Genomic DNA, 26,101 nt, shown 5'->3' with positions numbered 1-26,101 from the left:
AATCTTCGAGAAGTGGATAGATATTATAAGTATATTGGTTTTGGCTGAAAGTCATGGGTTAATAAATTCTAAGCTTTCAGGAAACAAGCATAATTGTTCGTTGCAGGCCTGTACGTTTAAAATGAGTTTATCGCCTTTAGTTTTATCTGTTGTAGTCACAAAAATACTAAAATCCCCTTCAAACAAGCTAAGTGGTTGAACTGAAAACCCAAGAGTTTGAGTCACCGAGCTCGGGTAAGTGACGTGTATAGGCTTACCGTTGCTAGTCGATATTTCTGTCGCTATAAGGCTTTTTTCGAGCGGCTTGTTAGAATTAATATGCCAGCCGGGAGCCATGTTAATTTCAATTAAAGCGCCATCTTTAGTGGGTGTAAACCAAGCATTGCCATTGCCTCTGGCAAATAGTTGTACGGGCTCAAACGACGGCTGTTTTTGGTTGAGTAATAATTGATAGGATGAAAAATAATCGCCCGGCTCAGTGATAGCTTGCTGTTTAACGGCATTTAGCTGTTGCCGGGAGCTTTCTTTCATTTGAGTCAATATGTTAGTTTGGGTGTCAATCGATGACAGTTGTTTACCAACAGCAGTCAGTACTGCCAAAGGAGAGATAAACTCCTGATCCCGTAGCCAGTTAATCTCATTAGTATTGTTTGATAGCAGCTCAGAGCCTTTTTGATAGAAATAGGTTGCCTTGTCTAACAAATCAGGATGTTGAGTAATGATATAAGCCTGTAATAACGCCTTACTAAGCCAAGCATAATCTTCCAAGGTTGCTTTGCCAAATTCGGTTTCACTCATCACCGCTCGAGACAATTGCTTTTGGTTAACATGCTGCTCAAGTAGGTAATTTAAGAGCGTTAGCGCAAGATGCTTATAACGCTGCTCACCAATATAAACATAGGCATCAAGTAAGCCGGTTACCAATAGAGCGTTCCATGAAGTGAGGACTTTTTTATCAATATGAGGTGGAGGCAATAAGGCTTTAAGCTGAATGAAAGGGTTGTTGTCGCTATCTGCGGTCAACAACGGGCTTCTGTAGAGTTGTAGCATGCCAGATTGATGAGATTTAACCCATTGGTATTTAGCCTTCCAATCGTCACTAACGTTGACAAGCTCAGACTCTGAAAACAAATAATAGCCGCCTTCTTTACCTTGATAGTCAGCATCTATTGCACTGTAAAACCCGCCATTGGCTGCACTCATCCAACTATTGATAAAGTTCACTGTCTGACGCACAACTTCAGCATATTCAGGTTGGTTTAATAGTCGGCTGGCTTTAGCATAAACGGAAATGAGTAGCGCTTGGTTGTATAACATCTTCTCAAAATGAGGTTGTTGCCAATTACTGGATTGGGCATACCTGAAAAACCCGCCGTGTAAATGATCCCAAAGTCCGCTGTTGATCATGTTATCCAAAAACAGCCTAATATTTTTGTCTAACTCGGCGGTTGGCTTAAGTTGATATTGATAGAGCATCAATTGTAGTAATGCTGCATTGGGAAACTTTAGTTCACCCTCTAGTCCACCATAGCTTTCATCCAGTTGGTTAGCTATTTGGTCAAGGCGCTGTTTTAGTAGTTTGTTGTCCCATTTTGCGGGTTCAGATTGGGGTTCGGCTTTAAATTGATTTTCCAGGTTGCTTGCTACCTGCTCTATACGTTCAGGCTTTTGCTGCCATAGCATGCTGACGCGACTCAGTGTATTAAGTAAGTCAGGTTTGCTTACATAAGCATCCGTCCAGAACAGCTTGCCGTCTGGGGTAAGAATAGCGTTTAATGGCCAACCACTTTCGCCTTTCATAAGTGCTTGTTTTTGACTAAACAGGCGGTCGAGCTCTACATCAACTTCTTTGTCCAGCTTAACATTAATAAAATTACGGTTAAGAGCCATCGCCACTTGTGTATCTAAAAAGCTCTCTTTTTCCATGACATGGCACCAATGGCAAGTAGAATAACCAATGGATAAAAAAATCGGATGGTTCATTTTTTTGGCCATTGCGAGCGCTTGGTCATAACTATTAACCCAGTTAACCGGATTAACACTGTGACGCAAAAGATAGGGAGAATAGTTGTTGATCAGGCCATTTAAAAATGCAGCCTTATCTACATCAATTCCTGCATCTTTTAATAATTGCTCCAGCTGCGCTTGTTTACTGCCAAAAGTGTGTTGCCAGCTAGAGAACTGCGTATCGCTAACATTTGCTTGTGGGGGCTTTTGAAGCTTTGAGAGTTGCAACGTAGAGACTTCATCAGCCCGAGTTGTTAAACTCCAAATGATCAGAACGGATGCCGTTAGAAAAAGTCTATAGCAACTTCCTATCAAAATACGCATTTTTTTCTCCGGTGTACACTGAGCAATTTGTCGGGGTGAGTATTTCGATGATCCTGACGAATTCATCATGGAGTTATAGCCTGACTTCCAGTACTTGATTGGCTTTAACGCCTAAAATAATCTGGATCTTACCGTTAGGCCAAGTCACCTCAACATCTACCTCATTAGCAGAGCCGACACCAAAGTGTTGTTGCTTAGGGTGAACCGACATATAGCCATCAGTACTGCGGACTTCCCGCCAGACTTTTTGCCCATTAGGCAAAGTAACCAACAGCTTGGCACCAATTGCATCGCGAGCCACTTTCTGTTTGGGATCCCCTGTCAGTTTAACCTTCAACCAATTACGTTTAGATTTATCCAAGTTATTTATAAACAAAAGTGCAGGTCCGTGGTAGTTGTTAACGATAATATCGAGATCACCGTCGTTATCATGATCGAAATAGCTTGCACTTCTTGAGTTACTTAACACATCCAGTCCGGAGTGTTGAGCAGTGAAATTCAGCTTACCACCATGATTCTCAAAAAAAACGTTCTTTTCGAGAGGGCTCACAGGTATCAGGATATCTGCCATCTTATTACCGTCAGGATCTTGATAAAGTGCATTCTTACTTGAGTACACATTGAATTCATTCATGCCATTTAATACATATAGATCATCGTCTCCATCCAAGTCGTAATCAAAAAAATCACCGTCCCAAGACCAACCGGTAGAAGAGTAACCCCGTTCAACCAAGGTGGAGTTTTCGTAGCTTAAATCTTTTGTATCCAATGACAAAAACAAATCATTGGCTTCAATTACCCGCATAGAAGCCAGATTATCGGCATCAAACTTAGCTTGGGTGTCTTGATTTGGTAGTACGTAGGTTTCATCCTTGTTCATCGTGACGATATTGGAAATATAAAGATCGGGGAGTTGGTCAGCATTCAAATCAACAATGCCGATCCCCATAGTATAAGATGGTTTATCTGTATTTAGACTAGCCGAAACTTCTTTAAACGTGTTGTTCCCTTGATTGATATAGTAGCCATTAGTGCCAAAATCATTGCCTACGATAATATCCTGCTTGTTGTCCTTGTTTAGGTCGGTATGTGCAACAGCTTGCGCCCAGCCAGAATTGTCCAATCCTGATTGTTGAGTCACATTTTTAAATGTAAAGTTACCAAGGTTTTCAAATAACTGATTAGGCGAACCATTTGTGTTGTAACGTTTTAAGGTTGGTAGCTCACCCTTGAGATAATTACCAAAATAGGTAATGTAAATGTCTAGATCACCATCGTTATCCATATCAAACACAGTAGCCGGCCCACCCACTAAGTTTTCGCCACCTAAAGCCGCTATCATTGTTAAGTCGTTAAATTTTTTCCCTTTAAGGTTTCTATACACTCTGTGTTGGTCATTTACCAAGGTGATCACAATATCTTGCCAACCATCATTGTCGATATCTGCAATAATCGGTTGTCTCATCTCGCCAGGCATATCATCATTATGGCGCTTCCATTGAAGACCAAACTCTTTGCTTCGTTCCTGATAAGTGCCATCCCCCTGATTGATATAAAGCGCCAACCCTCGGCCTCCTAGTAATAAAATATCCATGAGGCCGTTATTGTTAATATCTTCTACAGCGACGCCAGAGCCGCCAAATGCCGGAGGGATAGTTATATTTCCGAGGTTTTCCTCTGTTTTAATAAAAGTTCTAAGTTGACGGTTAAGCCAATCAGATGTTCTGTGCTGATAATCAATGCCAGCAAGGCCGCTTATTTCACTAAAACGCAGCTTAAGTTGATTGCTAACAGATGGGGCCTCTGATGATCCTATAGTCTGTTTTTGCTGTTGGCTGGGCTTGACCTTGTTATGCAATTGGGTGCGTTGTTTGATGACTTTCTGGGCAGATAGTAAAAACTCTGCTTTGAGTCTGTCTTTGTCATTGTTTAAAACCAGCTCACCCGCGATTCTAAATAAAAGTACCCCATACTGGGCGATATTCTCCACCAACAACTCAGCTGCAAATGGATCAGGCTCGAGATAAATGGTAGCGTCATTATTATTAATGCCTTGTAATAAATATTGCCAGTGCACACCGGCATCTCTAAAGGCATCCATATCATATGACTCAATATAGGCTTGTTGATGTTTGGCTAACTTTGGGAAAAACAGTGCGTCTTCATATTCATTGATCTTGTGAGGAATAAATTGCTGGGCAAACTGATAAATGTCTTGCTCTCTGATAACTCGCTGACCGTCCTGCATGGCTAGCTGCTGTGCCCCCTCATAAAGTTGACGGGAAAACTCCGCCATTAACGATGAAAAAACATCGATAATTTTATCAGCCTGCTGTTGCTCCTTAGGCCAGGTAACTCGAGCAAAGTAAACCTGTAAATTACGCAAAAACAACTGATTACTGACGCGGTTATATTGCGAATATGCATCCAGCTTGATATCGGCCATTTGCAACAACAGCTTAGGCTGAATAGGTTTATAGTCTATTGCAGTTTGATAAGTATTATTTGCCCGTTTTGTGGGCTCAATACTCAGCAAGTCCTGCCAAGTTTGGCTAATGTTGACGATACTAATCAGCCGCTGGTTATTTAACTTTGCATCGTTGTCAGTTATCTTCAACACCGCTAAAGTATAAAAATCTAGGGTGTCTTTTATCCTATCAATAGCTTTGGAAGATAGGGGGAGTAGGTCATTGTCAAAATCTAAAAGCAGCTCTTGCTGCACCGCGAGTACCGCTCGTAAAGAGTAGGCGATACTCGCATATTGACGCTTATCATCTTTGTGTATTGTTAAGGTCTGTTGATTATTGAAACCAAGTTGCCAGTGACCATTATCATTGATATTTACCTTGAATAGTTCAGCCGATACTTTTTTAATATGAGCTTCCAAAATCACACTTTCCTTTTCCAGGATAGCCAACTCAGACCCCTTTTGCCATAAAGAATGTATCAACTCCTTTTGCAGCATATTTTTCGCAAATCTGGCTTCATTATCAAATGGAGTTCCAAACATAAAGTCTTCAAGTCGAGAAGCTGTGGCATAACATTTTGGTTCAGATTTAGCTTCAAGCTTATTGATGGCAGTGAGGATATTTTGCACAGAGCTATTTTGCGCATTAACGGGAAAACAAAAAAGTATCAGAAAAACAAAACTTAGATATCTATTCATGGAGATTGCCAAAAATTTTAATAGTTTAATATGGTAACAAAATTAATGTGCCAAAAGAGTCATAAATCACTAACATGTATAAAATATTGATTTTTAGATTTTTTATCTGCTCGGCATGGCCAAAGTAGTTGTCCTACCAACGTAAGCGAACTTAAATTGACTTATTCACTCCATTCAATGAGCTCACTTTTTATAGAGAATAGAGAACTTGTCAAGTCACTTGGCAATAAATATTCGTTTGGTTATTTTAATAATATATGCCATTTATCGTTTGATATTTTCGATTATGCCATTCAAAGTTGATTAAATTGAAGTACAATATTACTTATATATACTTATACGTGTTCTTTATTTTAAAAAGTGAATAGGATATGAAAAAAATATTTGTCGCGGGCCACCGAGGAATGGTAGGTGCCGCCATCTAAAGATAGTTGGAAAAATCGCGATACGATTAAAATTATCACTCGCTCGCGCACAGAATTAGACTTGACTAGTCAAGAGGCTGTTTCACAGTTTTTTATCGAAAATAAGATTCATGAAGTCTATTTGGCGTCAGTCAAAGTGGGTGGTATACAAGCCAACAATACGTATCCAGCAGACTTTATCTATGAAAACCTAATGATTGAAGCGAACATCATTCATGCTGCACATAGTAACGAGGTTCAAAAGCAACTTTTCTTAGGCTCTAGTTGTATTTATCCCAAACTGGCTGAGCAGCCTATGACCGAGCTGGCATTGTTAACAGGGACATTGGAAGAAACGAATAAACCTTATGCTATAGCTAAGATTGCCGGTATTAAGTTATGTGAATGTTACAATCGCCAATATGGGCATGACTATCGAACGGTTATGCCAACCAATCTATACGGGCCTCATGATAACTTTCACCCGGTAAATTCACATGTTATTCCTGCTTTGCTTCGCCGCTTTCATGAAGCTGCTGAGCGCGGTGATGCCGAAGTTGTAGCTTGGGGTAGCGGTAAGCCAATGCGTGAATTTTTGCACGTAGATGATATGGCGACAGCCAGTATTCATGTAATGGAACTGGATAAGTCAGTTTATGATGAAAATACTGAGCCAATGTTAAGCCATATTAATGTGGGTACTGGTGTCGATTGCACAATTAAAGAGCTTGTCGAAACGGTCGCAGCAGTAAGTGGTTTTAACGGAAATATAGTTTGGGATCTCAGTAAACCTGATGGTTCACCAAGAAAGCTAATGGATGTTTCAAGATTACATGCGTTAGGTTGGCAGTATAGTTACGATTTACACAGCTGACTAAAAAACGCTTACGATTGGTTTTTAGCGAATCAGGATAACTTTAGACGTTAGTCAGTTTTAGTCCCTGTGTAGCTCAAAGATACTGCATACTTTTTTCTGCCACAGGCACGTTTGCATGTGCTGCTCGGAACCGAGCACCTATTTTATTGATTAATCGGTTTCATGTTATTTAGCAGATAGAATAATCACGACTCCCTTCACGGAATGTTACTCTGTTTTTTAACCTGTGAGGCAACAAATTTTCAGTATCCAGGCCATCAGAAAAATGTTTCCCATATAAAATATGGTGAATCTTAATTGGGGAAAGTTTATTATTTTTAGTCACGTACCACTGAGTTTCAACTAAGGCTTCCCTGGAATAAAAAAGTTTACGTGTGTTCTTGGTATTTAATCCTGTTTGGCTACTTGATAACCACGTATGCCTAGCTAGGTCTTGAATTTTGCATGTCTGACTTTTTAAAGTATGGTTATTTTATTCATATCTAGTATAGACGGGAGAATACATGGGTCGGCCATTACGATTAGAGTCTGCCGGTGCGCTTTACCATATTACTTCAAGGGGGGATGGCAGGAACTTAATCTATCTTCAAGATGATCATTTTGAGTTGTTTCTGCAGATTTTAGCTGATGTATGTGAGCGCTATCAGTGGGTTGTTCACGGATATTGTTTAATGAATAACCATTACCACCTTTTAGTTGAGACACCGGATGCCAAACTTAATCAGAGGATGCGCTAGTTTAATGCCCAGCGCTCTGGTGGTTATTCGCAAAAAACAAATCGGTGAGCATTTTGGCTTACAACATTCTAAATTAGTCGCCTTGTTGCAAAATACAAGACCTGACTCCAGTTTTTCTAAAGCAGCGCTTCAAGAGGTCCGGCTCTGGTGATAATGTATTCTTAGAGTTTGTGGTGATGACAAATTTCTTAGCCACTTTGGATTGAATACCGTTCATTCTCATCAGCCTTGCCACGCGTTGGCGGCTAATACTTTCGCCATCGACTATCAAATCTTGGTGAATGCGTGGGGAGCCATAAATAGAATCGCTTGCCTTGTGGAAACAACGGATTTTTGTCACAAGACGACTATTATCTTTAGTCGTTTTACTCGCCGGTTTACCCAGCCAGTCATAGTAGCCGCTTGTCGACACACCAAGCATTGAGCACAATATATTCAGTGAATGATTGAGGCGTTGCTCGCGAATAAAGGCATACTTCACTTGAGCTCTTTTGCAAAGTATACCGCTGCTTTTTTTAGGATGTCGACCTCTTCGCGAAGCCGGTTATTTTCTTACTTCAGTGCTGAAACTTCACTCTGGTTTTCTTTAAGTGGTCGTCCCTTTTTGATGGGGAATGCTTCTTCAACTTTAGATTCAAGCTGTTCTTTACACTTATAAAGCATATTACGTCGGATACCCAACTCAGCAGCAATCTCAGCTGATGGTTTATCAGATTCAGACATTAAGCGAATGGCTTCTAACTTAAATTCCTTGGTAAATGTTTTGCGTTGATTACTCGTATTGGATACTCCTAAGCGACTAATGTATTGTCGCTTATTTAAAGTGTCCGTCAAACTGTAGCAGGTTCAACTTGACCCCAGTTTTGGTTGCAAAATACAAGACTTGACCCCAGTCTTTTTGTGGTTGCAAAATACAAGACCTGACCCCAGTCTTTCATGTGACCCCAGTCTTTCATGGGTTCAACTTGACTCCAGTTTTGGTTGCAAAACACAAGACTTGCCCCCAGTCTTTTTTGTGACCCCAGTCTTTTTTGACCCCAGTCTTTTTTTAAAAAATCGGCAAGATGAAATATATGCAGGCTTTTTAAATACTTAATGGTAAGATTCGTTTTAAAATTATTGCATGAACCAAGATGCAAGTCAGTGTTGTTAAAACCTATTAGGTTTTATAAAAAAATCGGTAGCCGTGACATTATCATTTGTAAATTAGCAGGGTAAAAAATGAACAATATAATACATAAATTAACTCAATGCTTAGTCTTTTTGCTGTGTGCATGCTTCAGTGTGATTGCCAGTGCTGTACCAACATTTAGTATCGCGTTTTCGCCGTCCACCATAGGCCCTGGTAGTGTCTCAACACTGACCTACACCATCGATAACTCTGCTGAAACCACGCCTGTTAGTGGACTGGCTTTTTCGAATACCTTGCCCACAGGCATGACCATCGCCAATACGCCTAACGCCGTGAGCACCTGTAGCAACGCTAACTATACTGCTACATCAGGTGCAAGCAATATTAGTTTTAACGATTATCGCTTGGGCAAACTGAGCAGCTGTACATTATCGATAGATGTGACTAGCGCCACTGGTGGTACGCACACCAATACTCCCAGTGCACTGACATCCAGTGCGGGCAGTGTTAGCGCTGCATCAGCCGATTTAATTGTGGACACTTCAAGGCCAGGGTTCTCCGTGGCTTTATCGCCTTCTACCATCGCGCCGGACGGTGTGAGTACGCTAACCTATACCATTGATAACAGCTTAAATGGTGCAGATGCCACCTTTCTTGCATTTACAACGAACTTGCCATCGGGTGTTCTTGTATCTCCACTGCCCAATCTGTCTACAAGTTGCACAGTCGGTGGTCTTGGAGTTACTGCAGTGGCATTCGCCAGTGTAATAACTGGGAATTTTGTTTCTTTGACCGCAGGTAGTACGTGCAAAATAAGTGTAGACATTACTGCTGCAACCGTGGGTGCCTATGATATCTACTCCGGCGATTTGACCCGATTTGGAAGCAGTTCAAGTGGGGGTAGTAATACGCTTCTCAATGTTGAACGCTCGTTTCTTGATATCAGTTTTCCAGCCGCTGTTACCCCAGGCTCTTCTGCCACGCTGACGTTTGGGATCTTAAATAACAATAGAGATCAGGATATTACAGCTCTAACGTTCACCGACGATTTAAATGCTGCACTCAGCGGACTAGCGGCTTCTGTTCTACCATCGACTGGTTTTTGTGGTAGTGGTTCAACAATGAGTGGCACATCTAATCTGACTATTTCTGGCGTCAACCTTACTTCAGGAGATAGTTGTAGTTTCGATGTTACGGTGTTGATCCCCTTAAATGCTGCAGCAGGTAGCTATACCAATACCACCAGTACAATCTCATACGATTTAGCCGGCTCCTCAACTACTAGTTCTGCATATAACAACACTATCAGTGTTTATAATGCGCCAACAGTAAGTATGTCATTTATGGATGATCCCATTAATACGGGTGAAGATGTGACTTTACGTTTTACCATAACAAATACCGACACCAATAATGATGCAACGGGGATCACCTTCACTCAAAATATTAACGATACCTTTTCTGGAACCGTTATAAAAACCTTACCCGATGCTAATAGTTGCGGTACAGGCTCGACATTTGCCAAAAGCACCACAAATGGTGACACCTGGTTCATTGACGTCAACGGTGGGAGTCTCATAGCAGGGGGGAGTTGTACCTTTGACGTGATACTTACCACGCCAGCTGACGGTAAGCCCAGCTCTTATGCCTTTACCACCAGTTTTATCACCGCAACTGTAGTAGGAGCAGTAGTTTATGGTGTACCTGTTAGCGATAACCTAGTAATTGTCGCGGCACCAGCATTATCGCTGTCCATAGTAGAAAGCTCGATAGAACCCGGTGATACAGTCAATGCCGAATTTACATTAAACTATAATGAAAACAGTACCGCCAATGCGACAAATGTGACTTTTACTGTGGATTTAGATAACGCCTTATCCGGTATGACAACCAGCACAGCTTCACAAACTGATGTTTGTGGTAGCGGCTCAACCTTCAGCGGTACCAATACTTTAACCCTGACTGGGGGCTCGCTTATACCAGATAGCACTTGTACTTTCTCTGTGGCTTTGCAAATCCCCAGTGATGCAATACCAAGCATCATTACCATGGACAGTTCAGCAGTCAGCGCAACAACTTCGGGAATGTCTGTTACTTCGGCCACAGCATCCGATACGCTTCTCATATCGGGTTTGAGTCTGACACAAGAATTTGTCGGCAACCCGGCATTACCCGGCGCAATCATTACCAGCCGTTATACCATCAGCAATCATGCCGATGCACTGGCCGCAACCGCTATGAGTTTTAATCATAATTATCAATTAATTATCCCTACATTTACCGCTATTGCATTACCTACAACACCTTGTAACGGAAGTTCAACCCTAAGTGGTACAACCAACTTGATATTTAGCGCCGGTGAATTACAACCCGGTGAAAACTGTACTTTTGATGTGTCATTGCAAGTGCCTTTGGGGGCCTCAGAGGGTGTTTTTAACAGTGCCACTTCTAGCATGTCTGCCACAGTGAATGGCAATAACACCGCAAACAGTGCGGCAAACTCAACCTTAATCATTGAACAACTCACTGTGTTACTAAGCACCAATGAAGCCAGTCCAACATCTATTACCCCTTTTTCTGTTGCAGTCAACTTTAGCCGTAATGTCACCGGTTTGACCGCCAGCGATTTTGTTGTTGGCAACGGCACTGCCAGCAATTTGCAAGGCTCCGATGCATCTTACACGGTAGATATTACCCCAACAACCGATGGCAGCGTCACTATCGACTTACCCGCAAATGTGGTCAATGATGCGGTTGACAATTCGGTGCAAAACCCGGGGGCAAGCCAACTTACGATTGTGTATGCCAGTGTCCCGGCCACCGCCACCCCCAGCCTTACCATTTCAGCGCCCAGTGTGAGTGCAACTGACACAGGGCCGGTGATTTATACCGTCACCTATGCCAATGCAGCCGAAGTTAATTTAACCTCGTCATCTATTACTCTGAACAATGGCGGTACTGCGGCGACGGCCACCGTCACGGTCACCGATGGCAGCAGCACAACACCCACTGTGACTTTGAGTGATATCAGCGGTGATGGTACCTTGGGTGTAAGTATTGCTGCAGGTACCGCTAGAAATGGTACCGAAGTAGCTGCGTCTGCCGGACCCAGTAACACCTTTGTCGTTGATAACACCTCACCATCTTTAAATGCTTATTCACCCTCACAAAATGCAGTTGATGTGAGTGTCTCAACTACTCAATTGATACTCACCTTTAGTGAAACCGTAATTGCCAATACCAGCAATAATTTAATCGAAATCAAAAATGTTGCTGATAACGCCGTCATTTACTCCTTCGCGGCAGATTCCTCAGCTGTAGTCATTACGGGCAATACTGCCACTGTCTCTTTTTCCCCTGCTCTACCAGAGAGTCGTGCTCTCTACGTGACAGTAGCAGCCAATGCCTTTAAAGACGCTTTGGGTCATGTTTTTGCCGGTATTAATGACGATTCGACTTGGCGTTTCACTGTAATTAATCGGCCCCCCCGTCATCAGCGGCGCACCAGCGGCTCAAGTGGCAGAAGACAGCAACTACAGCTTCACTCCGGCCGTAAGCGACGTCGATGTTTATGATACCGCCGCGTTTAGCATAGTGAACGCACCTAGCTGGGCAAGTTTTGATACCACAACAGGCGCTTTAACGGGAACGCCAGACAATGATGATGTGGGCGTAACTTCAGGGATTGTGATAACGGTCACCGATAGTGCTGGTGCACAAGCGAGTTTAGCGGCCTTTAGTATCACAGTGGGCAATATCAATGATGCCCCGGTTATCACAGGAACACCGGCGGCTCAGGTGGATGAAGACAGCAACTACAGCTTCACCCCGTCTGTAAGCGACGTCGATGCGGGGGATACCGCCGCGTTTAGCATAGTGAACGCCCCCAGCTGGGCAAGTTTTGATACCACAACAGGCACTTTAACGGGAACGCCGGACAATGCTGATGTGGGCGTAACTTCAGGGATTGTGATAACGGTCACCGATAGTGCTAGTGCACAAGCGAGTTTAGCGGCCTTCAGTATCACGGTGGGCAATACCAATGATGCCCCGGTTATCACAGGAACACCGGCGGCTCAGGTGGATGAAGACAGCAACTACAGCTTCACCCCGTCTGTAAGCGACGTTGATGCGGGGGATACCGCCGCGTTTAGCGTAGTGAACGCACCTAGCTGGGCAAGTTTTGATACCACAACAGGCGCTTTAACGGGAACGCCAGACAATGATGATGTGGGCGTAACTTCAGGGATTGTGATAACGGTCACCGATAGTGCTAGTGCACAAGCGAGTTTAGCGGCCTTTAGTATCACAGTGGGCAATATCAATGATGCCCCGGTTATCACAGGAACACCGGCGGCTCAGGTGGATGAAGACAGCAACTACAGCTTCACCCCGTCTGTAAACGACGTCGATGCGGGGGATACCGCCGCGTTTAGCATAGTGAACGCACCTAGCTGGGCAAGTTTTGATACCACAACAGGCGCTTTAACGGGAACGCCGTTTAATGCTGATGTGAACGTAACTTCAGGGATTGTGATAACGGTCACCGATAGTGCTGGTGCACAAGCGAGTTTAGCGGCCTTTAGTATCACGGTGAGTAATACCAATGATGCCCCGGTTATCACAGGAACACCGGCAGCTCAGGTGGATGAAGACAGCAACTACAGCTTCACTCCGGCCGTAAGCGACGTCGATGCGGGTGATACCGCCGCGTTTAGCATAGTGAACGCACCCAGTTGGGCAAGTTTTGATACTACAACAGGCGCTTTAACGGGAACGCCGGTTAATGCTGATGTGAACGTAACTTCAGGGATTGTGATAACGGTCACCGATAGTGCTGGTGCACAAGCGAGTTTAGCGGCCTTCAGTATCACGGTGAGCAACACCAATGATGCCCCGGTGGCAGTGGCAGACAGTTACACTTTGAACGAGGGTGATAGCCTTTCTACCACTGGGGTGCTTATTAACGACAGCGACATCGATGCAGGTAGCGTGATAACAGCAGTGTTGGTGAGTAATGTCAATCATGGCTCTTTAATGCTTAATTCCGACGGCTCATTTACATACACTCACGATGACAGTGAAACCATCAGCGATAACTTTACTTACAAGGCCAATGATACCTTACTGGACTCGAATACGGTCACGGTCACTTTGAGCATTAACCCCGAAAACGATGCGCCGCTAGCGAATGATGATACTTTGAGTGTCAATGAAGATGCTGTAGTGCAAATAGCTGTATTGGACAACGATATTGACAGTGAAGGATTTTTGTTAGCGTCGAGCACCAGCATAATGACTGCACCAAGCAATGGTGCAACCAGACTTAACACCGCTAATGGTGTTATTACTTATACTCCTGATGTCAATTTTAATGGCAGCGACAGCTTTACTTATCAGGTCAGCGATGGCGAGGGTGTGACTTCAAACGTCGCCACGGTAAGCATTGTCGTGGTTGCGGTGAACGATGCACCTGTGATGAGTAATGATATTCAAACCACTAACGAAGACGTTGCCATTTTAATTGACGTATTAGCCAATGACACAGATGTCGACGGCGACACGGTGAGCACCGTTATAATTGATACTCAGCCAAATAATGGTTCGGTGACGATAGAAAATGATAAAATTAACTACCAACCCAACAGCAACTTTGAGGGTACTGATAGCTTTACTTACTATGCCCAAGACAGCACGGGTGCAATCGGTAATGCTGCTACTGTGACTATCAATATCACAGGCGATAACGATTTACCGCGTGCTGTTAATGACAGCGCTATCACAGATGAAGACACCCCAGTGAGCATTGATGTACTCGCTAACGACAGCGACGTTGATGGTGGCATCGACAGTCGTACTGTAAGTATGATAGGCGCGCCAAGTCAAGGTAGCATAAATATAAACAGTGTAAACGGCGCAATCACCTATACGCCCAGTGCCAATTTTAACGGCGAAGACAGCTTCAATTATGTGGTAAAAGATGTAGATGATGGGTACTTCAAATGAGGCCACAGTTAGCATTACCATTAACCCTATCAACGATGCCCCCGTGGCCAACGATGATTCTGTTACCAATTTGTTTGAAGATATTAGCTATCCTATCAACGTGTTAGGTAACGACAGTGATGCTGAAAATGGTATTGACATTACCACAGTGAGCATTGACCGCGAGCCTAATGAAGGTTTAGTGAGCGTGGATCCGACTACAGGCGTGATAAGTTACACCCCAGGCGCAAACTACTTTGGCAGCGACAGCTTCACCTACAGGGTCAGCGATGATGGTTCGGGAAGCGCGGGGTAGCATGATAAACCCTAAGCAATCTAATGTGGCGAAGGTCAATCTAACGATAGCTAGCGTAAATGACCTTCCCGTTGCTAACGATGATATTTACAGCGTAGCGGAAGACAGTAATACTAATAGTTTCAACATACTGAATAACGACAACGATATAGATGGCAGTCTAGATGAAACGACGGTTACCTTGTTACAAAGCGTCACGAATGGCAGCCTAAGCATCAATAACGACGGCACTGTGGACTACGTCCCAAGTGCTAACTATGTTGGCAGTGACAGTTTCATTTATACCGTTAACGATAACGAAGGTGGGATTTCAAACACTGCTCTCGTCAACATTACAGTCATCGCGGCTAACGATGCACCAGTGGCGGTAAATGATAGTGCGAGAGTGAATGAAGATAGCAGCACCAACATTGAAGTATTGGCTAACGACTCTGATAGTGATGGCGATACGTTAACGGTCACCAGTGCTGCTGCCGTCAATGGCACGGTGAGCATCAATAGTAATGGCAGCTTAAATTACAGCCCTAATGTTAACTTCAATGGCACGGATACGATTACTTATGGGATAAGTGATGGTAATGGCGGCAATGCTTCTGCAACTGTGTCGGTCACTGTTTCCGCGGCTAACGATGCACCAGTGGCGGTAAATGATAGTGCGAGAGTGAATGAAGATAGCAGCACCAACATTGAAGTATTGGCTAACGACTCTGATAGTGATGGCGATACGTTAACGGTCACCAGTGCTGCTGCCGTCAATGGCACGGTGAGCATCAATAGTAATGGCCGCTTAAATTTACAGCCCTAATGTTAACTTCAATGGCACGGATACGATTACTTATGGGATAAGTGATGGTAATGGCGGCAATGCTTCTGCAACTGTGTCGGTCACTGTTGCCGCACTGAATGATGCGCCGGTCATGAGTGGTACTCCGGCCACCCAAGTAGCAGAAGGTGATAATTACAGTTTCACCCCAACAGTGAGCGACGTTGATGTGGATGACGTTACGACCTTTAGTATCAGTGGCAACCCTCAGTGGATGCTCTTTAACAATAAGACAGGAGCAGTCTCAGGTACACCAATACAAGCGGATGTTGATGTTACAAGTGATGTGACTATTACCGTGAACGACAACTCCGGCGCTGACAATGCAAAGGATAGCATTAGCTTTAATGTCACTGTGAGTAACATTAATCAGGCACCAGAAGCGGTGGCAGATAGTTTTGTGTTTGACCTTAATAACAAAAATACCTACACCTTGAATGTACTCAGTAACGATACTGATGTTGATGGAGACGCATTATCTATCACCGGTGCCAGTGCCAGTATTGGTAGTGTAACGATTGATGGTGCGAGTCTTATATTCATGACACAAGCGGGTTTTGTCGGACAGGTGGAAATCACTTATGCCATCACTGATGGTAACGACACCTTTGTTACCACTACTGTAGATGTTTTGATTGAGGGTGATTCGAATCAAAGTGCCCCGATTATCACAGCTCCGGCAGCTGTAGAAGTTGATGCAATAGGCTTATACACCCGAGTTGAATTGGGTGTGGCGACGGCGACTAACCGCTTTGGGCAGCCAATACCTGTATCATTAGTCGCTAGTCAGCCACTATTTAGACCCGGTAACAATATTGTCTATTGGCAAGCAGAAGATAGCCAAGGTCTCAAAAGTGTGGCAAGTCAATCTGTCGTTGTGTACCCACTAATTAGTATGAGTCAAGATAAAACGTCAGTAGAAGGGACTTCACACGATGTGAGGGTTTTCTTAAACGGCCCGTCACCTATTTACCCTGTCATTATAGGTTATAGCGTGAGCGGCTCAGCTGATGATAACGACCATAACCTTATTTCAGGCGAAATTGTTATTGAATCTGGAGAGGTTGGTAGCATTAGTTTTGATGTTTTAGCTGACGACATGTCAGAAGAGAGTGAAACGTTGACCATTACACTCGATGATACGCTTAACCTTGGCGCTAAACCTGCTCATACCTTAACGATTGTTGAACAAAATATTGCACCACAAGTGACTTATAGTGTGACGCAAGACAATGAACAGCGTTTTTTAATTGAAAACAATGCGGGTGAAGTGGTTATTCAAACTGAGGTTTTTGATAGTAATACGCCTGATACACACCAGTATCAATGGCTAAATAGCGAGAGTTACTTGGTCGATGTTGACAATGATGAGACCACTTACACTTTTGATACCACAGGGTTAACAGCAGGTATTCAAACATTGACGTTAGTGGTGACAGATAATGGTGATAAGCCTCTATCCACAGAAACCAATATTTATCTTGAGATTACCGATACCTTAGCTGTATTAACTGACATCGATAGCGATGGCGATTTAATTCCTGACAATGAAGAAGGGTTTGGCGATGATGATTTTGATGGTATTCCTAATTATCTTGATGTACCAAGTGCATGTAATGTCATGCCACAGCAAGTTAGTGAGTCACAAGCCTTCCTTGTTGAAGGTGAAGCAGGCGTATGTTTACGTAAAGGCGCAACGGTAGCCAATAACAAAAGCGGCGGCCTTGAACTGTCGCCTGATGAAGTGCCAAACGATGAAGAAACGCTTAATGTCGGTGGTTTATTCGACTTTATCGCTTATGGTTTACCCCAAGCAGGTCAAAGCTTCAATCTAGTGCTACCTCAACTCCAACCCATACCTGCCAACGCATTGTATCGGAAGCTTACGCCAATAAATGGCTGGGTTGATTTTGTTGTTGATGTTAATAACCAGGTTTCTTCAAGCCAAGGATACTATGGCTTTTGTCTTCCTCCTGGCGATGCGAGCTGGTCAATAGGGCTAAACGAAGGCCATTGGTGTGTACAGTTAACGATTGAAGATGGTGGGCCCAACGATGATGATGGTTTAGCTAACGGGAGTATTAATGATCCTGGTGGTGTATCAGTGATGTTAACCGACAATACCCCCCCTGAAGCACAGGCGGATATTGTTAGAGTTAAAGGTAATGAATCATTAATCATTGATGTCTTGAGCAATGATTCAGATGCCGACGGCGATATGCTTAATATTAGCACCGTTAACGTTACGTTTGGCGTTGTGACCATTACATTTGACAATCAATTAAGTTACCAAAGTCAGACTGATTTTATTGGCGAAGATAGCCTCGTTTACACTGTTTCTGATGGTAATGGTGGCAGCGCCAGCGCCACGGTAAATATTACTGTCTATGGCAATGATGGGCCGATTGCGGTAAATGATAGCGCCAATACAGATGATCGAACTCCGATAGATATTAATGTTTTAGGCAACGACAGCGATACTGATGGTGATAATTTAACGGTTGTCAGTGCAACAGTGGATGAAGGTAGTGTGGCGATTAATGGCGATAATACTCTAACGTACACGCCTGTTAGTGGCTTTGTAGGTGCAGCCACCATTATTTATATCGTCGATGACGGACAAGGCGCACAAGCAACGGCACAAGCAATAGTGAATGTTAAAACGTATATAAGCATTACGGTAAACAAAAAATCTAGTGGTGGCAGTTTAACTCTAATGCTTTTCGCTTTGATGGGGCTTGTTTTATACCGTTTGCTTTGTCAGCGACTTCATCAGCAGCTTTGTCAGCCCCAACGTGCGCAACAACCGTTTGTAAATCGGTGTGATGCTTTCATAGCTTCTTATTTGTGAGTTTGGGGTAGTAATTAATGTTTCTTGGATTCAAATAATAAGTGCATAACTTGAACGGGTAGAAAAAGCGGTCAGCTGAATATATGCTAATCGCTTTTTCTCCGGCAAGAGATGCAACAATGAAAACATATAAACAACTGACCTATGAACAACGATGCCAGATTTATGCCTTAAAGTAAAACAGGTATGAGCCAAAATAAAATAGCCAAACAATTAAATGTTAGCCAATCAACCATTAGCAGAGAGTTTTCCCGTAATACAGGTAAACGAGGTTATCGTTCAAGCAAGCTCAAACATCATCAGATAACGCCGATTAGCAGCTGTAAAACCATTAAAATGACAACAAACTCATTGCATTAATTGAGTCAAAATTACAGAAGAAGATGGAGTCCAGAGCAGATATCTGGGTGGCTTAGAGAAGACCAGAACATCTATATTAGCTATGAAACCATTTATCAGCACATTTGGTCTGACAAGCAATGTGGTGGTCAATTATTCCAATATTTACGTAGAAAAGGTAAAGCTTATCAATCACGTAGCAAAGATAAACAAGCTGGCAGAGGGTTTATTAAGAACCGTATAAGTATTGATGAACGCCCAGCCGTTGTTGATGATAAAAGTAGAATTGGTGATTGGGAAATTGACTCTAGTTATTGGCAAGGGCACAGTGGGGCACTGGTTACTATTGTTGAGCGGAAAACGAGTTTTACTGTGTCGACACGTATAGATGATAAATCAGCCAAAACAGTCACAGCAGCAACCATTGCTTTATTAAAGCCATTTAAAGATGCGGTGCAAACGATCACAGCGGATAATGGTAAAGAATTTGCTTACCATGAAAAGATGACAGAAAGTTTGAAATGTGGTGTTTATTTTGCAGATCCCTTATTGTTCGTGGCAACGAGGGTTAAATGAAAACACCAATGGTCTATTACGACAATATTGGCCGAAATCAACAGACTTTCAAAAAAGTATCGCAATCAGCAGTTGAAGATGTAATAGTGAAGCTCAATGATAGGCCAAGAAAGAAACTAAATTACAAAACGCCAGCCAAATTAATGGCTGAACACATGGTGGCTATAGCTGCTTAGGGGTTATGCACTTCAGACTTGAATCTGCCAAGATAAAAATTAATATTTTATCAGAGTTTTAATTTATACTAATGCCTTGGATATGAGCCTGTTAGCCAAAAAGCTAAAATCGTCTATACAACGAAAAGTCTATTTATTGAGCATTAAGTAATAAAGGATCACAGTTGCCCCCTTTTGTTAAAAATGACATTTATCTTGTTGAATTAACCTCGCAATTATAAAAAAAATATTGAGGAAAAAATGAAAAGAGCACTTATTACCGGTGTAACTGGTCAGGACGGCTCCTATTTAGCCGAGCTATTATTAGAAAAAGGATATGAAGTGCACGGGATTAAACGTCGTGCGTCTTCGTTTAACACCCAGCGTGTCGATCATATCTATGAAGATGTGCATATCCAAAATGCCCGCTTTAAGTTGCACTACGGTGATTTGACTGATTCATCCAATCTTATTCGTATTATGCAAGAAGTAGAGCCTGACGAGGTCTACAATTTAGGTGCGCAGTCTCATGTAGCGGTGTCGTTTGAAGCACCAGAGTATACGTCTGATGTAGATGCCCTTGGTACCTTGCGTTTACTCGAAGCTATTCGCTTTTTGGGCCTGGAAAAGAAGACGAAATTCTACCAGGCCTCTACTTCTGAGCTTTATGGTAAAGTGCAAGAAATTCCGCAAAAGGAAACCACTCCGTTTCACCCTCGTTCACCTTATGCTGTTGCCAAAATGTATGCTTACTGGATAGCGGTAAATTATCGTGAGTCTTATGGCATTTATGCCTGTAACGGTATTTTGTTTAACCACGAGTCACCGCGCCGGGGTGAGACCTTCGTTACTCGTAAAATTACGCGTGCTATCGCTAATATTGCACAGGGTGCAGAAAAGTGTTTGTTCCTAGGTAATATGGATGCCCTTCGTGATTGGGGTCATGCCAAAGATTACGTACGTATGCAGTGGATGATGTTGCAACAAGACCAACCCGAAGATTTTGTTATTGCCACAGGCAAACAAATTTCGGTGCGTGAGTTTGTACGTATGTCAGCTGAAAATGCCGGTATTACCTTAGAATTTAGCGGTGAAGGTGTCGATGAGATTGCAACCGTTACTGCTGTGACTGTCGAAGATGCGCCAAGCGTAAAAGTAGGTGATATTATTGTTAAAGTTGATACACGTTATTTCCGCCCAGCAGAGGTCGAAACCTTATTGGGCGACCCAAGCAAAGCCAAAGAAAAGTTAGGCTGGGTACCAGAAATCACTGTTGAAGAAATGTGTGTCGAAATGGTGAAGCACGACTTGGACAAAGCCAAGCAACATGCCTTGCTTAAAAAGCATGGTTTTGATGTGGCGCTACCTAAAGAATAGTTCACCCTGCCACAAAGGATACCTGGTGACGCACACAGAGAGAATGATTTCTAATGTTTTTTATTCAGTGAGCTCTGTGACCTCAGTGCTCAAGTGGATTTTGGTTAAGTTACCCTAGTAATTTCGGTAGTTAAGTTGTTGAAGAACAGTGTGGAAATAGTAAAACACGACTTGGACGAGACAAAACAGCATGATTTTGTGGTCCCGTTGCCAGAAGATAACACTATTAACCCTGTTGGCTCGCATGGAGAGTCATCAACCATCAGGAAAATACCTTGCTAGATAAAATTATGCGACAGACGTTTGTTGTTTCATTAGCGGAAGATGAAAACCTACGAAGTCATATACGTAAGCACTTTGATGAAATTGGAATAAAAAAATATAGCTTTGTTGAAGCTACTCTACCCACTGCAGATTCTGTAAAAAACCTTTACGTTAAAGGAAGGGTCGCCACGTACCCCAATTGCTTTAGGTGCTATCAAAATAGTTGCGACTGTGGTAATAACATCATCATTCCTCATCAGGTAGCTAATTGGTTATCCTTTGTCGAAACGTGGAGGAAAGTAGCAAACTGTGACGGGTGGTCTTTGATATGTGAGGATGATGTTTTATTTTACGAAGAAGCAATTCCTAAACTCAATCAGTTTATGAGTGAGCATGTAGCAATATTACCTCAAAGCCCCGTGCTACTGAGGCTCGCTAACTCCGGTTTAGATGCTAGTGTATCTCTGGAAGGCCTTGAAGCCTTGTCACTAAGTCAGCGGACCGTAATGAGCAATGTCGCTCATATAATGAATAAAGAGATGGCGATTCACCTGCTGGATAAATTTGATCCCATAGAGACCACCTCTGATATTTGGGTGCACAAACTAATCGCTGAGGATACAGGCGTCGTCGACCTGACGGTAGAGCCTCTGATTGCAACTGATTTGTCTTATAACAAGGAGTTTGCGCGTTTTACTTCGCGTATACACCCCAAGGGAATTGATGTAGCGGATATTGATAGGGCAAACCGTCATGTTAAAAGAGTTACTTCTGATAAGGAGTATTTGACGCTATTAGAATCATGGTTGGGAAACAAAGCAAGTGCAGAAAAATGTCTCGTAAATAGTAGTTTACGTTCTCTTTGCCGAAATCAAATTGATCTCATAGCAAAACTTAGCCCTGAACAACCTAAACGAAAATATTCGGGCCAACTCGATGCAGCACTTGAGAAAGAGTATGGCTTTCGTAACACTTTTGAAAAATGGACAAGTGTTGATAAAGACAATAATCCTATTCCATGGATGACTTATAGTGCTATTTTTTATCTACAACAGTTAAACCTTAAAAACAGCAATGTTTTTGAATGGGGCAGTGGCAATTCAAGCCTGTATTTTTCTAACCAGGCCTTTAATATAGTGAGCATCGAATCAAACCCAGAATTGTTTGATTATGTGAAAAGACAGAAACAGGCGAATCAAGATGTTGTGCTGAAGTCGCAACAAGATTATTGCAGCAGTATAAATGAATATCAAAAACGATTTGACGTGATCGTGATAGACGGTGATATTTTTCGTCGGCTTGAATGTGCTAAATATGCCATTAAGAAGCTTGCACATGGCGGGATTATTGTCTTAGATAATTCAGATTGGTTGCCGAACACGACGGAATTCCTGCGTCTATCAGGCTTCACACAGATCGATTTTGCTGGCCCTGGCCCAATCAATAGTTATCTATGGTGCACCTCTTTTTTTTTCAAAGGTGGTATATCGATTCCGTCGATTGCACGTGCGCGTCCTGGATTTCTGGCGGCGGGTATTCATAATGTCAGAGATAAGGCAATTCCATTCTTACAAGAGTCCGCTCGACAGCAAAAAGAGCGAGCATTTACAGAAAACTATGCAAGTATAAAACAAGACCTTTTACCCCCTAATACAGACGTATTTGAATCTCAAGAGGGGGAGGATGTCTTATTGCGCCGACTACTTAAGTGGTACTACTACAAGCCGGGCTTTTACGTGGATGTGGGCGCTCACGATCCGATTCGTTTTTCGAATACTTATCATTTTTATTTGCAAAGTTGGACAGAGATCAACATTGATCCAAGGATTGGCACAAAAGCACGATTCGACGCTTTGAGACCCAAGGATATAAATTTAGAACTTGGTGTCGCCAACACTGAGTCTGAACCTGTTTATTATGAATTTAAAGAACCAGCCTTCAACACATTTGATAAATCGAGCGTTGAATACGCAACAACTCGCACCGAATTGTTGGGAGAGTCGCTAGTACTAGTCAAAACACTTTCATCGATACTCGATGTGCATGTTGACGATGGTAAGCCAATAACGTTTTGTAATATTGATGTCGAAGGATTGGAAATCGAGGTTCTAAAGTCCAATAATTGGCAGCGTTATCGCCCGTTGATATAAGTCGTAGAGGCGCTGACACTTGATGTCTTGGCTGAAGTGAACCAATTTTTAATAACACGAAACTACACTCGTGTTGCCTCAACAAAAAATAGCTAATTTTTTGTGAAAACGAATTCTGGGAGGAAGTGAAATAAAAATGAAAAAAATCTTTATAGCGGGTCACCGCGGTATGGTGGGGTCGGCCATTGTTCGACAATTACAGGCGCGTGGTGATGCAGAATTAATACTGCGGACTCGATCGGAGTTGGATCTGACCAGCCAAAGTGCGGTTGCTGAGTTTTTTAAAGCCGAGCAAATTGATGAAGTATATCTGGCGGCAGCCAAAGTGGGTGGCATTATCGCTAACAACACTTATCCTGCTGACTTTATATATGAAAACCTGATGATTGAATGCAACCTCATTCATTCAGCCCATGTTGTTGGTATTCAAAAACTATTGTTTTTAGGCTCATCATGCATCTATCCAAAATTGGCCGAGCAGCCAATGTCAGAAACTGCTTTGCTTACCGGTACATTGGAAGAAACTAACGAACCCTATGCCATTGCTAAAATAGCGGGTATTAAATTGTGCGAGAGTTATAACCGTCAATATGGACGTGATTATCGCTCGGTTATGCCGACTAACCTATACGGGCCGCACGATAACTTTCACCCTGAAAACTCCCATGTCATTCCGGCTTTGTTGCGCCGATTCCATGAAGCTGCAGACGCGATGGTGATAAGCCGAAGTGGTGGCTTGGGGAAGCGGCAAGCCGATGCGCGAATTTTTACACGTGCAACGACATGGCAGCAGCAAGTCGATGCATGTGATGGAATTAGATAAAGCCGCTCTATGACGCCAATACTGAGCCTATGTTAAGTCACATCAATGTGGGTACAGGTATTGATTGTACGATAAAAGAACTGGTTGAAACGGTTGCCAGAGTAACAGGGTTTAAGGGGGATATTGTTTGGGATGCTAATAAACCTGACGGGGCACCGCGAAAACTAATGGATGTGACGAGATTACATATGTTGGGTTGGCAGCATAGTTATGAATTAGAAGCTGGTTTAAAAAATGCTTACGACTGGTTTTTAGACAATCAGGACAGTTTTAGGCGTTAGTTAAAGTATCCCTGTTGTTATTTAACCAAATTTTATCTCACATTGTGATTGGCAGAAGTGATAAGCTTTTGTCATTATCACTTCTGAAAAAAATAGGGAAAACATGGCTCAGCAACAAGAAAAATCCTACTTTGAGGAGATTCGTAGTTCACAGTTAAATTATTATCGTATGCGGTTGAACGCGGTAGTGTCAGGGCTTGATAATAAAGACATGGCTGAAGAATGCGCAAGTTGCCTGTCTGAATTAGGAACACGTATGCAAATTATTGAGGCGTTGCTTGTTGCTGAATCGCGGGTTAGTAGCAACGATATAGTTAGTTCGGTTTTGTCTGAATGGCAAGATTCTGTCACGCTAATTGCCAAAGATATGAAAAACATCGCCAATCTTAAAGAATTAGAGTTACATGCTGGACATCAATTCTGTTGGAGTGGTGCAGACAAAACCTTAGATTTTGTCATCTTTGTAAAACGAAATCGTGTGACAGAACTCACATTAGATATTGTTGCGGTGATGAAACCAGAATTTTTGAAACAGATGACCATTATTGTTGATGGGGTTTTACTTAAACACAAAGTACGAGAAGTTAACAAGGTTAGCCAGGTTTTTTCCCGTTTACCAAAACAGTCTACTAATACTCCAACCACAATACGGATAGTTTTACCTGCCACAGTATCACCCTCAGAACTAGGCACTAGCAATGATATGCGAAAAATGGGGATAGCATTGGCGAGTATTGGAATCCAACCCGTAGTTAGTTGTTTTACACGTTTAAGAGGGAAGTTATAATCGATGAGGGAACAGGATAAGTCTCTTCGTATTGGCTTGGTGCATAATTGGCCAGGTGCTAGAAACAGCGAGCTGGATATTATCCTGCGAATTATGCCAATTTTGGCACATTTAGGGCACGTAGGAATCATTATCGACCCAATGGGGCAGGTTCTAGATTCTTCAGGAAATCGATTATCGCCTGTGCGCAGACAAGATGATTTTGACTTGGTGCTTAATCTGCACTATCTCAACCCAAAGTTATTAAGCGGTTTATCTTATGCGGTTAATTGGAATCCACTTGCTTTTATAGTGGGTGATCCGATTACCCAAAAGCCACTGCCAATTAAGATGTTTAATTTTATTGTCGATTGCTTCCGTAGTCATGATAGGGTGTTGACTGCAGGCTCACCTAGAGTAGATGAATACGTCGAAACACTCCGGCAATCAATCGAGGCACAATGGTTAGTCCCCGCTTAAACTAAACCTGCACACCACTATTGTATCGCCAAAAGAGATTTCACCAATAACAGTAAACGTCGAGAATGCACGCGTATTTTATATTGGTGTGAATTGGGAAAAACTATCGACCGATAAAGATCGTACTATACGCCATGAAGGATTGTTTGAAACTTTAGATAAATCCGGAGAGTTTGTATTTTACGGGTTGAAGGAACAATACGGTGTGCTGTTGTGGGATGGCATATCACACTATCAAGGTGAATTACCTTTTGATGGCGGTGACAGT

At 42.7% G+C, this 26,101-nt stretch carries 17 protein-coding genes and 2 pseudogenes; 15 read left to right on the top strand and 4 right to left on the bottom strand.

The features are described from left to right. Positions 1 to 51: 51 nt before the first annotated feature. Together Q0Y52_RS14475 and Q0Y52_RS14470 are read right to left on the bottom strand one after the other, a co-directional pair. On the bottom strand, positions 52 to 2,331 hold the full coding sequence (locus tag Q0Y52_RS14475) for a DUF255 domain-containing protein (protein ID WP_297822749.1): 2,280 nt from the start codon (positions 2,329 to 2,331) through the stop codon (positions 52 to 54). Between the two features lie 73 nt (positions 2,332 to 2,404). Next, positions 2,405 to 5,497, bottom strand: a complete 3,093-nt coding sequence (locus tag Q0Y52_RS14470) for a CRTAC1 family protein (protein WP_297822747.1) — start codon at positions 5,495 to 5,497, stop codon at positions 2,405 to 2,407. Positions 5,498 to 5,928: 431 nt separating this feature from the next. On the opposite strand from Q0Y52_RS14470, the pseudogene Q0Y52_RS14465 reads away from it, so the two are divergent. Both Q0Y52_RS14465 and Q0Y52_RS14460 read left to right on the top strand, forming a co-directional pair. Then, positions 5,929 to 6,775 (top strand): annotated as a pseudogene (locus tag Q0Y52_RS14465) (GDP-L-fucose synthase). A 506-nt stretch (positions 6,776 to 7,281) separates the two neighbouring features. Next, positions 7,282 to 7,515, top strand: a complete 234-nt coding sequence (locus Q0Y52_RS14460) for a transposase (protein ID WP_297822745.1) — start codon at positions 7,282 to 7,284, stop codon at positions 7,513 to 7,515. Between the two features lie 73 nt (positions 7,516 to 7,588). On the opposite strand, the gene Q0Y52_RS14455 is transcribed toward Q0Y52_RS14460, so the two are convergent. After that, positions 7,589 to 7,996: an IS3 family transposase gene (locus Q0Y52_RS14455; protein WP_297822743.1), complete on the bottom strand. Its 408-nt coding sequence runs from the start codon at positions 7,994 to 7,996 to the stop codon at positions 7,589 to 7,591. A 71-nt stretch (positions 7,997 to 8,067) separates the two neighbouring features. Then, positions 8,068 to 8,349 carry a transposase gene (locus Q0Y52_RS14450; protein WP_297822741.1) on the bottom strand — a complete coding sequence of 94 codons (282 nt, stop codon included), beginning with the start codon at positions 8,347 to 8,349 and terminating at the stop codon, positions 8,068 to 8,070. Positions 8,350 to 8,736: 387 nt separating this feature from the next. Between Q0Y52_RS14450 and Q0Y52_RS14445 the strand changes: the two genes are divergently transcribed. The 13 genes and pseudogenes from Q0Y52_RS14445 (at position 8,737) to Q0Y52_RS14385 (ending at position 25,833) form a co-directional block, all read left to right on the top strand. Beyond that, on the top strand, positions 8,737 to 12,222 hold the full coding sequence (locus tag Q0Y52_RS14445) for an Ig-like domain-containing protein (RefSeq protein WP_297822739.1): 3,486 nt from the start codon (positions 8,737 to 8,739) through the stop codon (positions 12,220 to 12,222). Beyond that, positions 12,164 to 14,653, top strand: a complete 2,490-nt coding sequence (locus Q0Y52_RS14440) for an Ig-like domain-containing protein (RefSeq protein WP_297822737.1) — start codon at positions 12,164 to 12,166, stop codon at positions 14,651 to 14,653. Before Q0Y52_RS14445 ends, Q0Y52_RS14440 begins: the two co-directional genes overlap by 59 nt. Continuing rightward, positions 14,634 to 14,948, top strand: coding sequence for an Ig-like domain-containing protein (locus Q0Y52_RS14435; protein WP_297822735.1), 315 nt, complete (start codon positions 14,634 to 14,636; stop codon positions 14,946 to 14,948). The genes Q0Y52_RS14440 and Q0Y52_RS14435 overlap by 20 nt, the downstream gene beginning before the upstream one ends. Position 14,949: 1 nt before the next feature. Continuing rightward, positions 14,950 to 15,753: an Ig-like domain-containing protein gene (locus Q0Y52_RS14430; protein WP_297822733.1), complete on the top strand. Its 804-nt coding sequence runs from the start codon at positions 14,950 to 14,952 to the stop codon at positions 15,751 to 15,753. After that, a complete protein-coding gene (locus Q0Y52_RS14425) occupies positions 15,740 to 18,622 on the top strand; it encodes a tandem-95 repeat protein (RefSeq protein ID WP_366939300.1) in 2,883 nt (960 codons plus the stop codon). Before Q0Y52_RS14430 ends, Q0Y52_RS14425 begins: the two co-directional genes overlap by 14 nt. A 186-nt stretch (positions 18,623 to 18,808) precedes the next feature. Beyond that, positions 18,809 to 18,982: a helix-turn-helix domain-containing protein gene (locus Q0Y52_RS14420; protein ID WP_297822729.1), complete on the top strand. Its 174-nt coding sequence runs from the start codon at positions 18,809 to 18,811 to the stop codon at positions 18,980 to 18,982. Further along, entirely contained in the window at positions 18,983 to 19,537 is a 555-nt protein-coding gene (locus Q0Y52_RS14415; RefSeq protein WP_297822727.1) for an IS30 family transposase, read from the top strand. After that, positions 19,534 to 19,713 carry a hypothetical protein gene (locus Q0Y52_RS14410; protein ID WP_297822724.1) on the top strand — a complete coding sequence of 60 codons (180 nt, stop codon included), beginning with the start codon at positions 19,534 to 19,536 and terminating at the stop codon, positions 19,711 to 19,713. Before Q0Y52_RS14415 ends, Q0Y52_RS14410 begins: the two co-directional genes overlap by 4 nt. Before the next feature lie 240 nt (positions 19,714 to 19,953). Then, positions 19,954 to 21,069 carry a GDP-mannose 4,6-dehydratase gene (gene gmd / locus Q0Y52_RS14405; protein ID WP_297822722.1) on the top strand — a complete coding sequence of 372 codons (1,116 nt, stop codon included), beginning with the start codon at positions 19,954 to 19,956 and terminating at the stop codon, positions 21,067 to 21,069. 275 nt (positions 21,070 to 21,344) lie between these two features. Continuing rightward, positions 21,345 to 23,483: an FkbM family methyltransferase gene (locus Q0Y52_RS14400; protein WP_297822720.1), complete on the top strand. Its 2,139-nt coding sequence runs from the start codon at positions 21,345 to 21,347 to the stop codon at positions 23,481 to 23,483. A 136-nt stretch (positions 23,484 to 23,619) separates the two neighbouring features. Then, a pseudogene (locus tag Q0Y52_RS14395) lies at positions 23,620 to 24,587 on the top strand (GDP-L-fucose synthase). 103 nt (positions 24,588 to 24,690) lie between these two features. Further along, positions 24,691 to 25,374: a hypothetical protein gene (locus Q0Y52_RS14390; RefSeq protein WP_297822718.1), complete on the top strand. Its 684-nt coding sequence runs from the start codon at positions 24,691 to 24,693 to the stop codon at positions 25,372 to 25,374. A gap of 3 nt (positions 25,375 to 25,377) precedes the next feature. Next, positions 25,378 to 25,833 carry a hypothetical protein gene (locus tag Q0Y52_RS14385; protein WP_297822716.1) on the top strand — a complete coding sequence of 152 codons (456 nt, stop codon included), beginning with the start codon at positions 25,378 to 25,380 and terminating at the stop codon, positions 25,831 to 25,833. Positions 25,834 to 26,101: the final 268 nt, after the last annotated feature.

This window comes from uncultured Paraglaciecola sp. (assembly GCF_943787955.1).
GTDB lineage: Bacteria > Pseudomonadota > Gammaproteobacteria > Enterobacterales > Alteromonadaceae > Paraglaciecola.
Note: the sequence above shows the minus strand (reverse complement) of the source record. Positions and strands in the feature narration are given on the sequence as shown.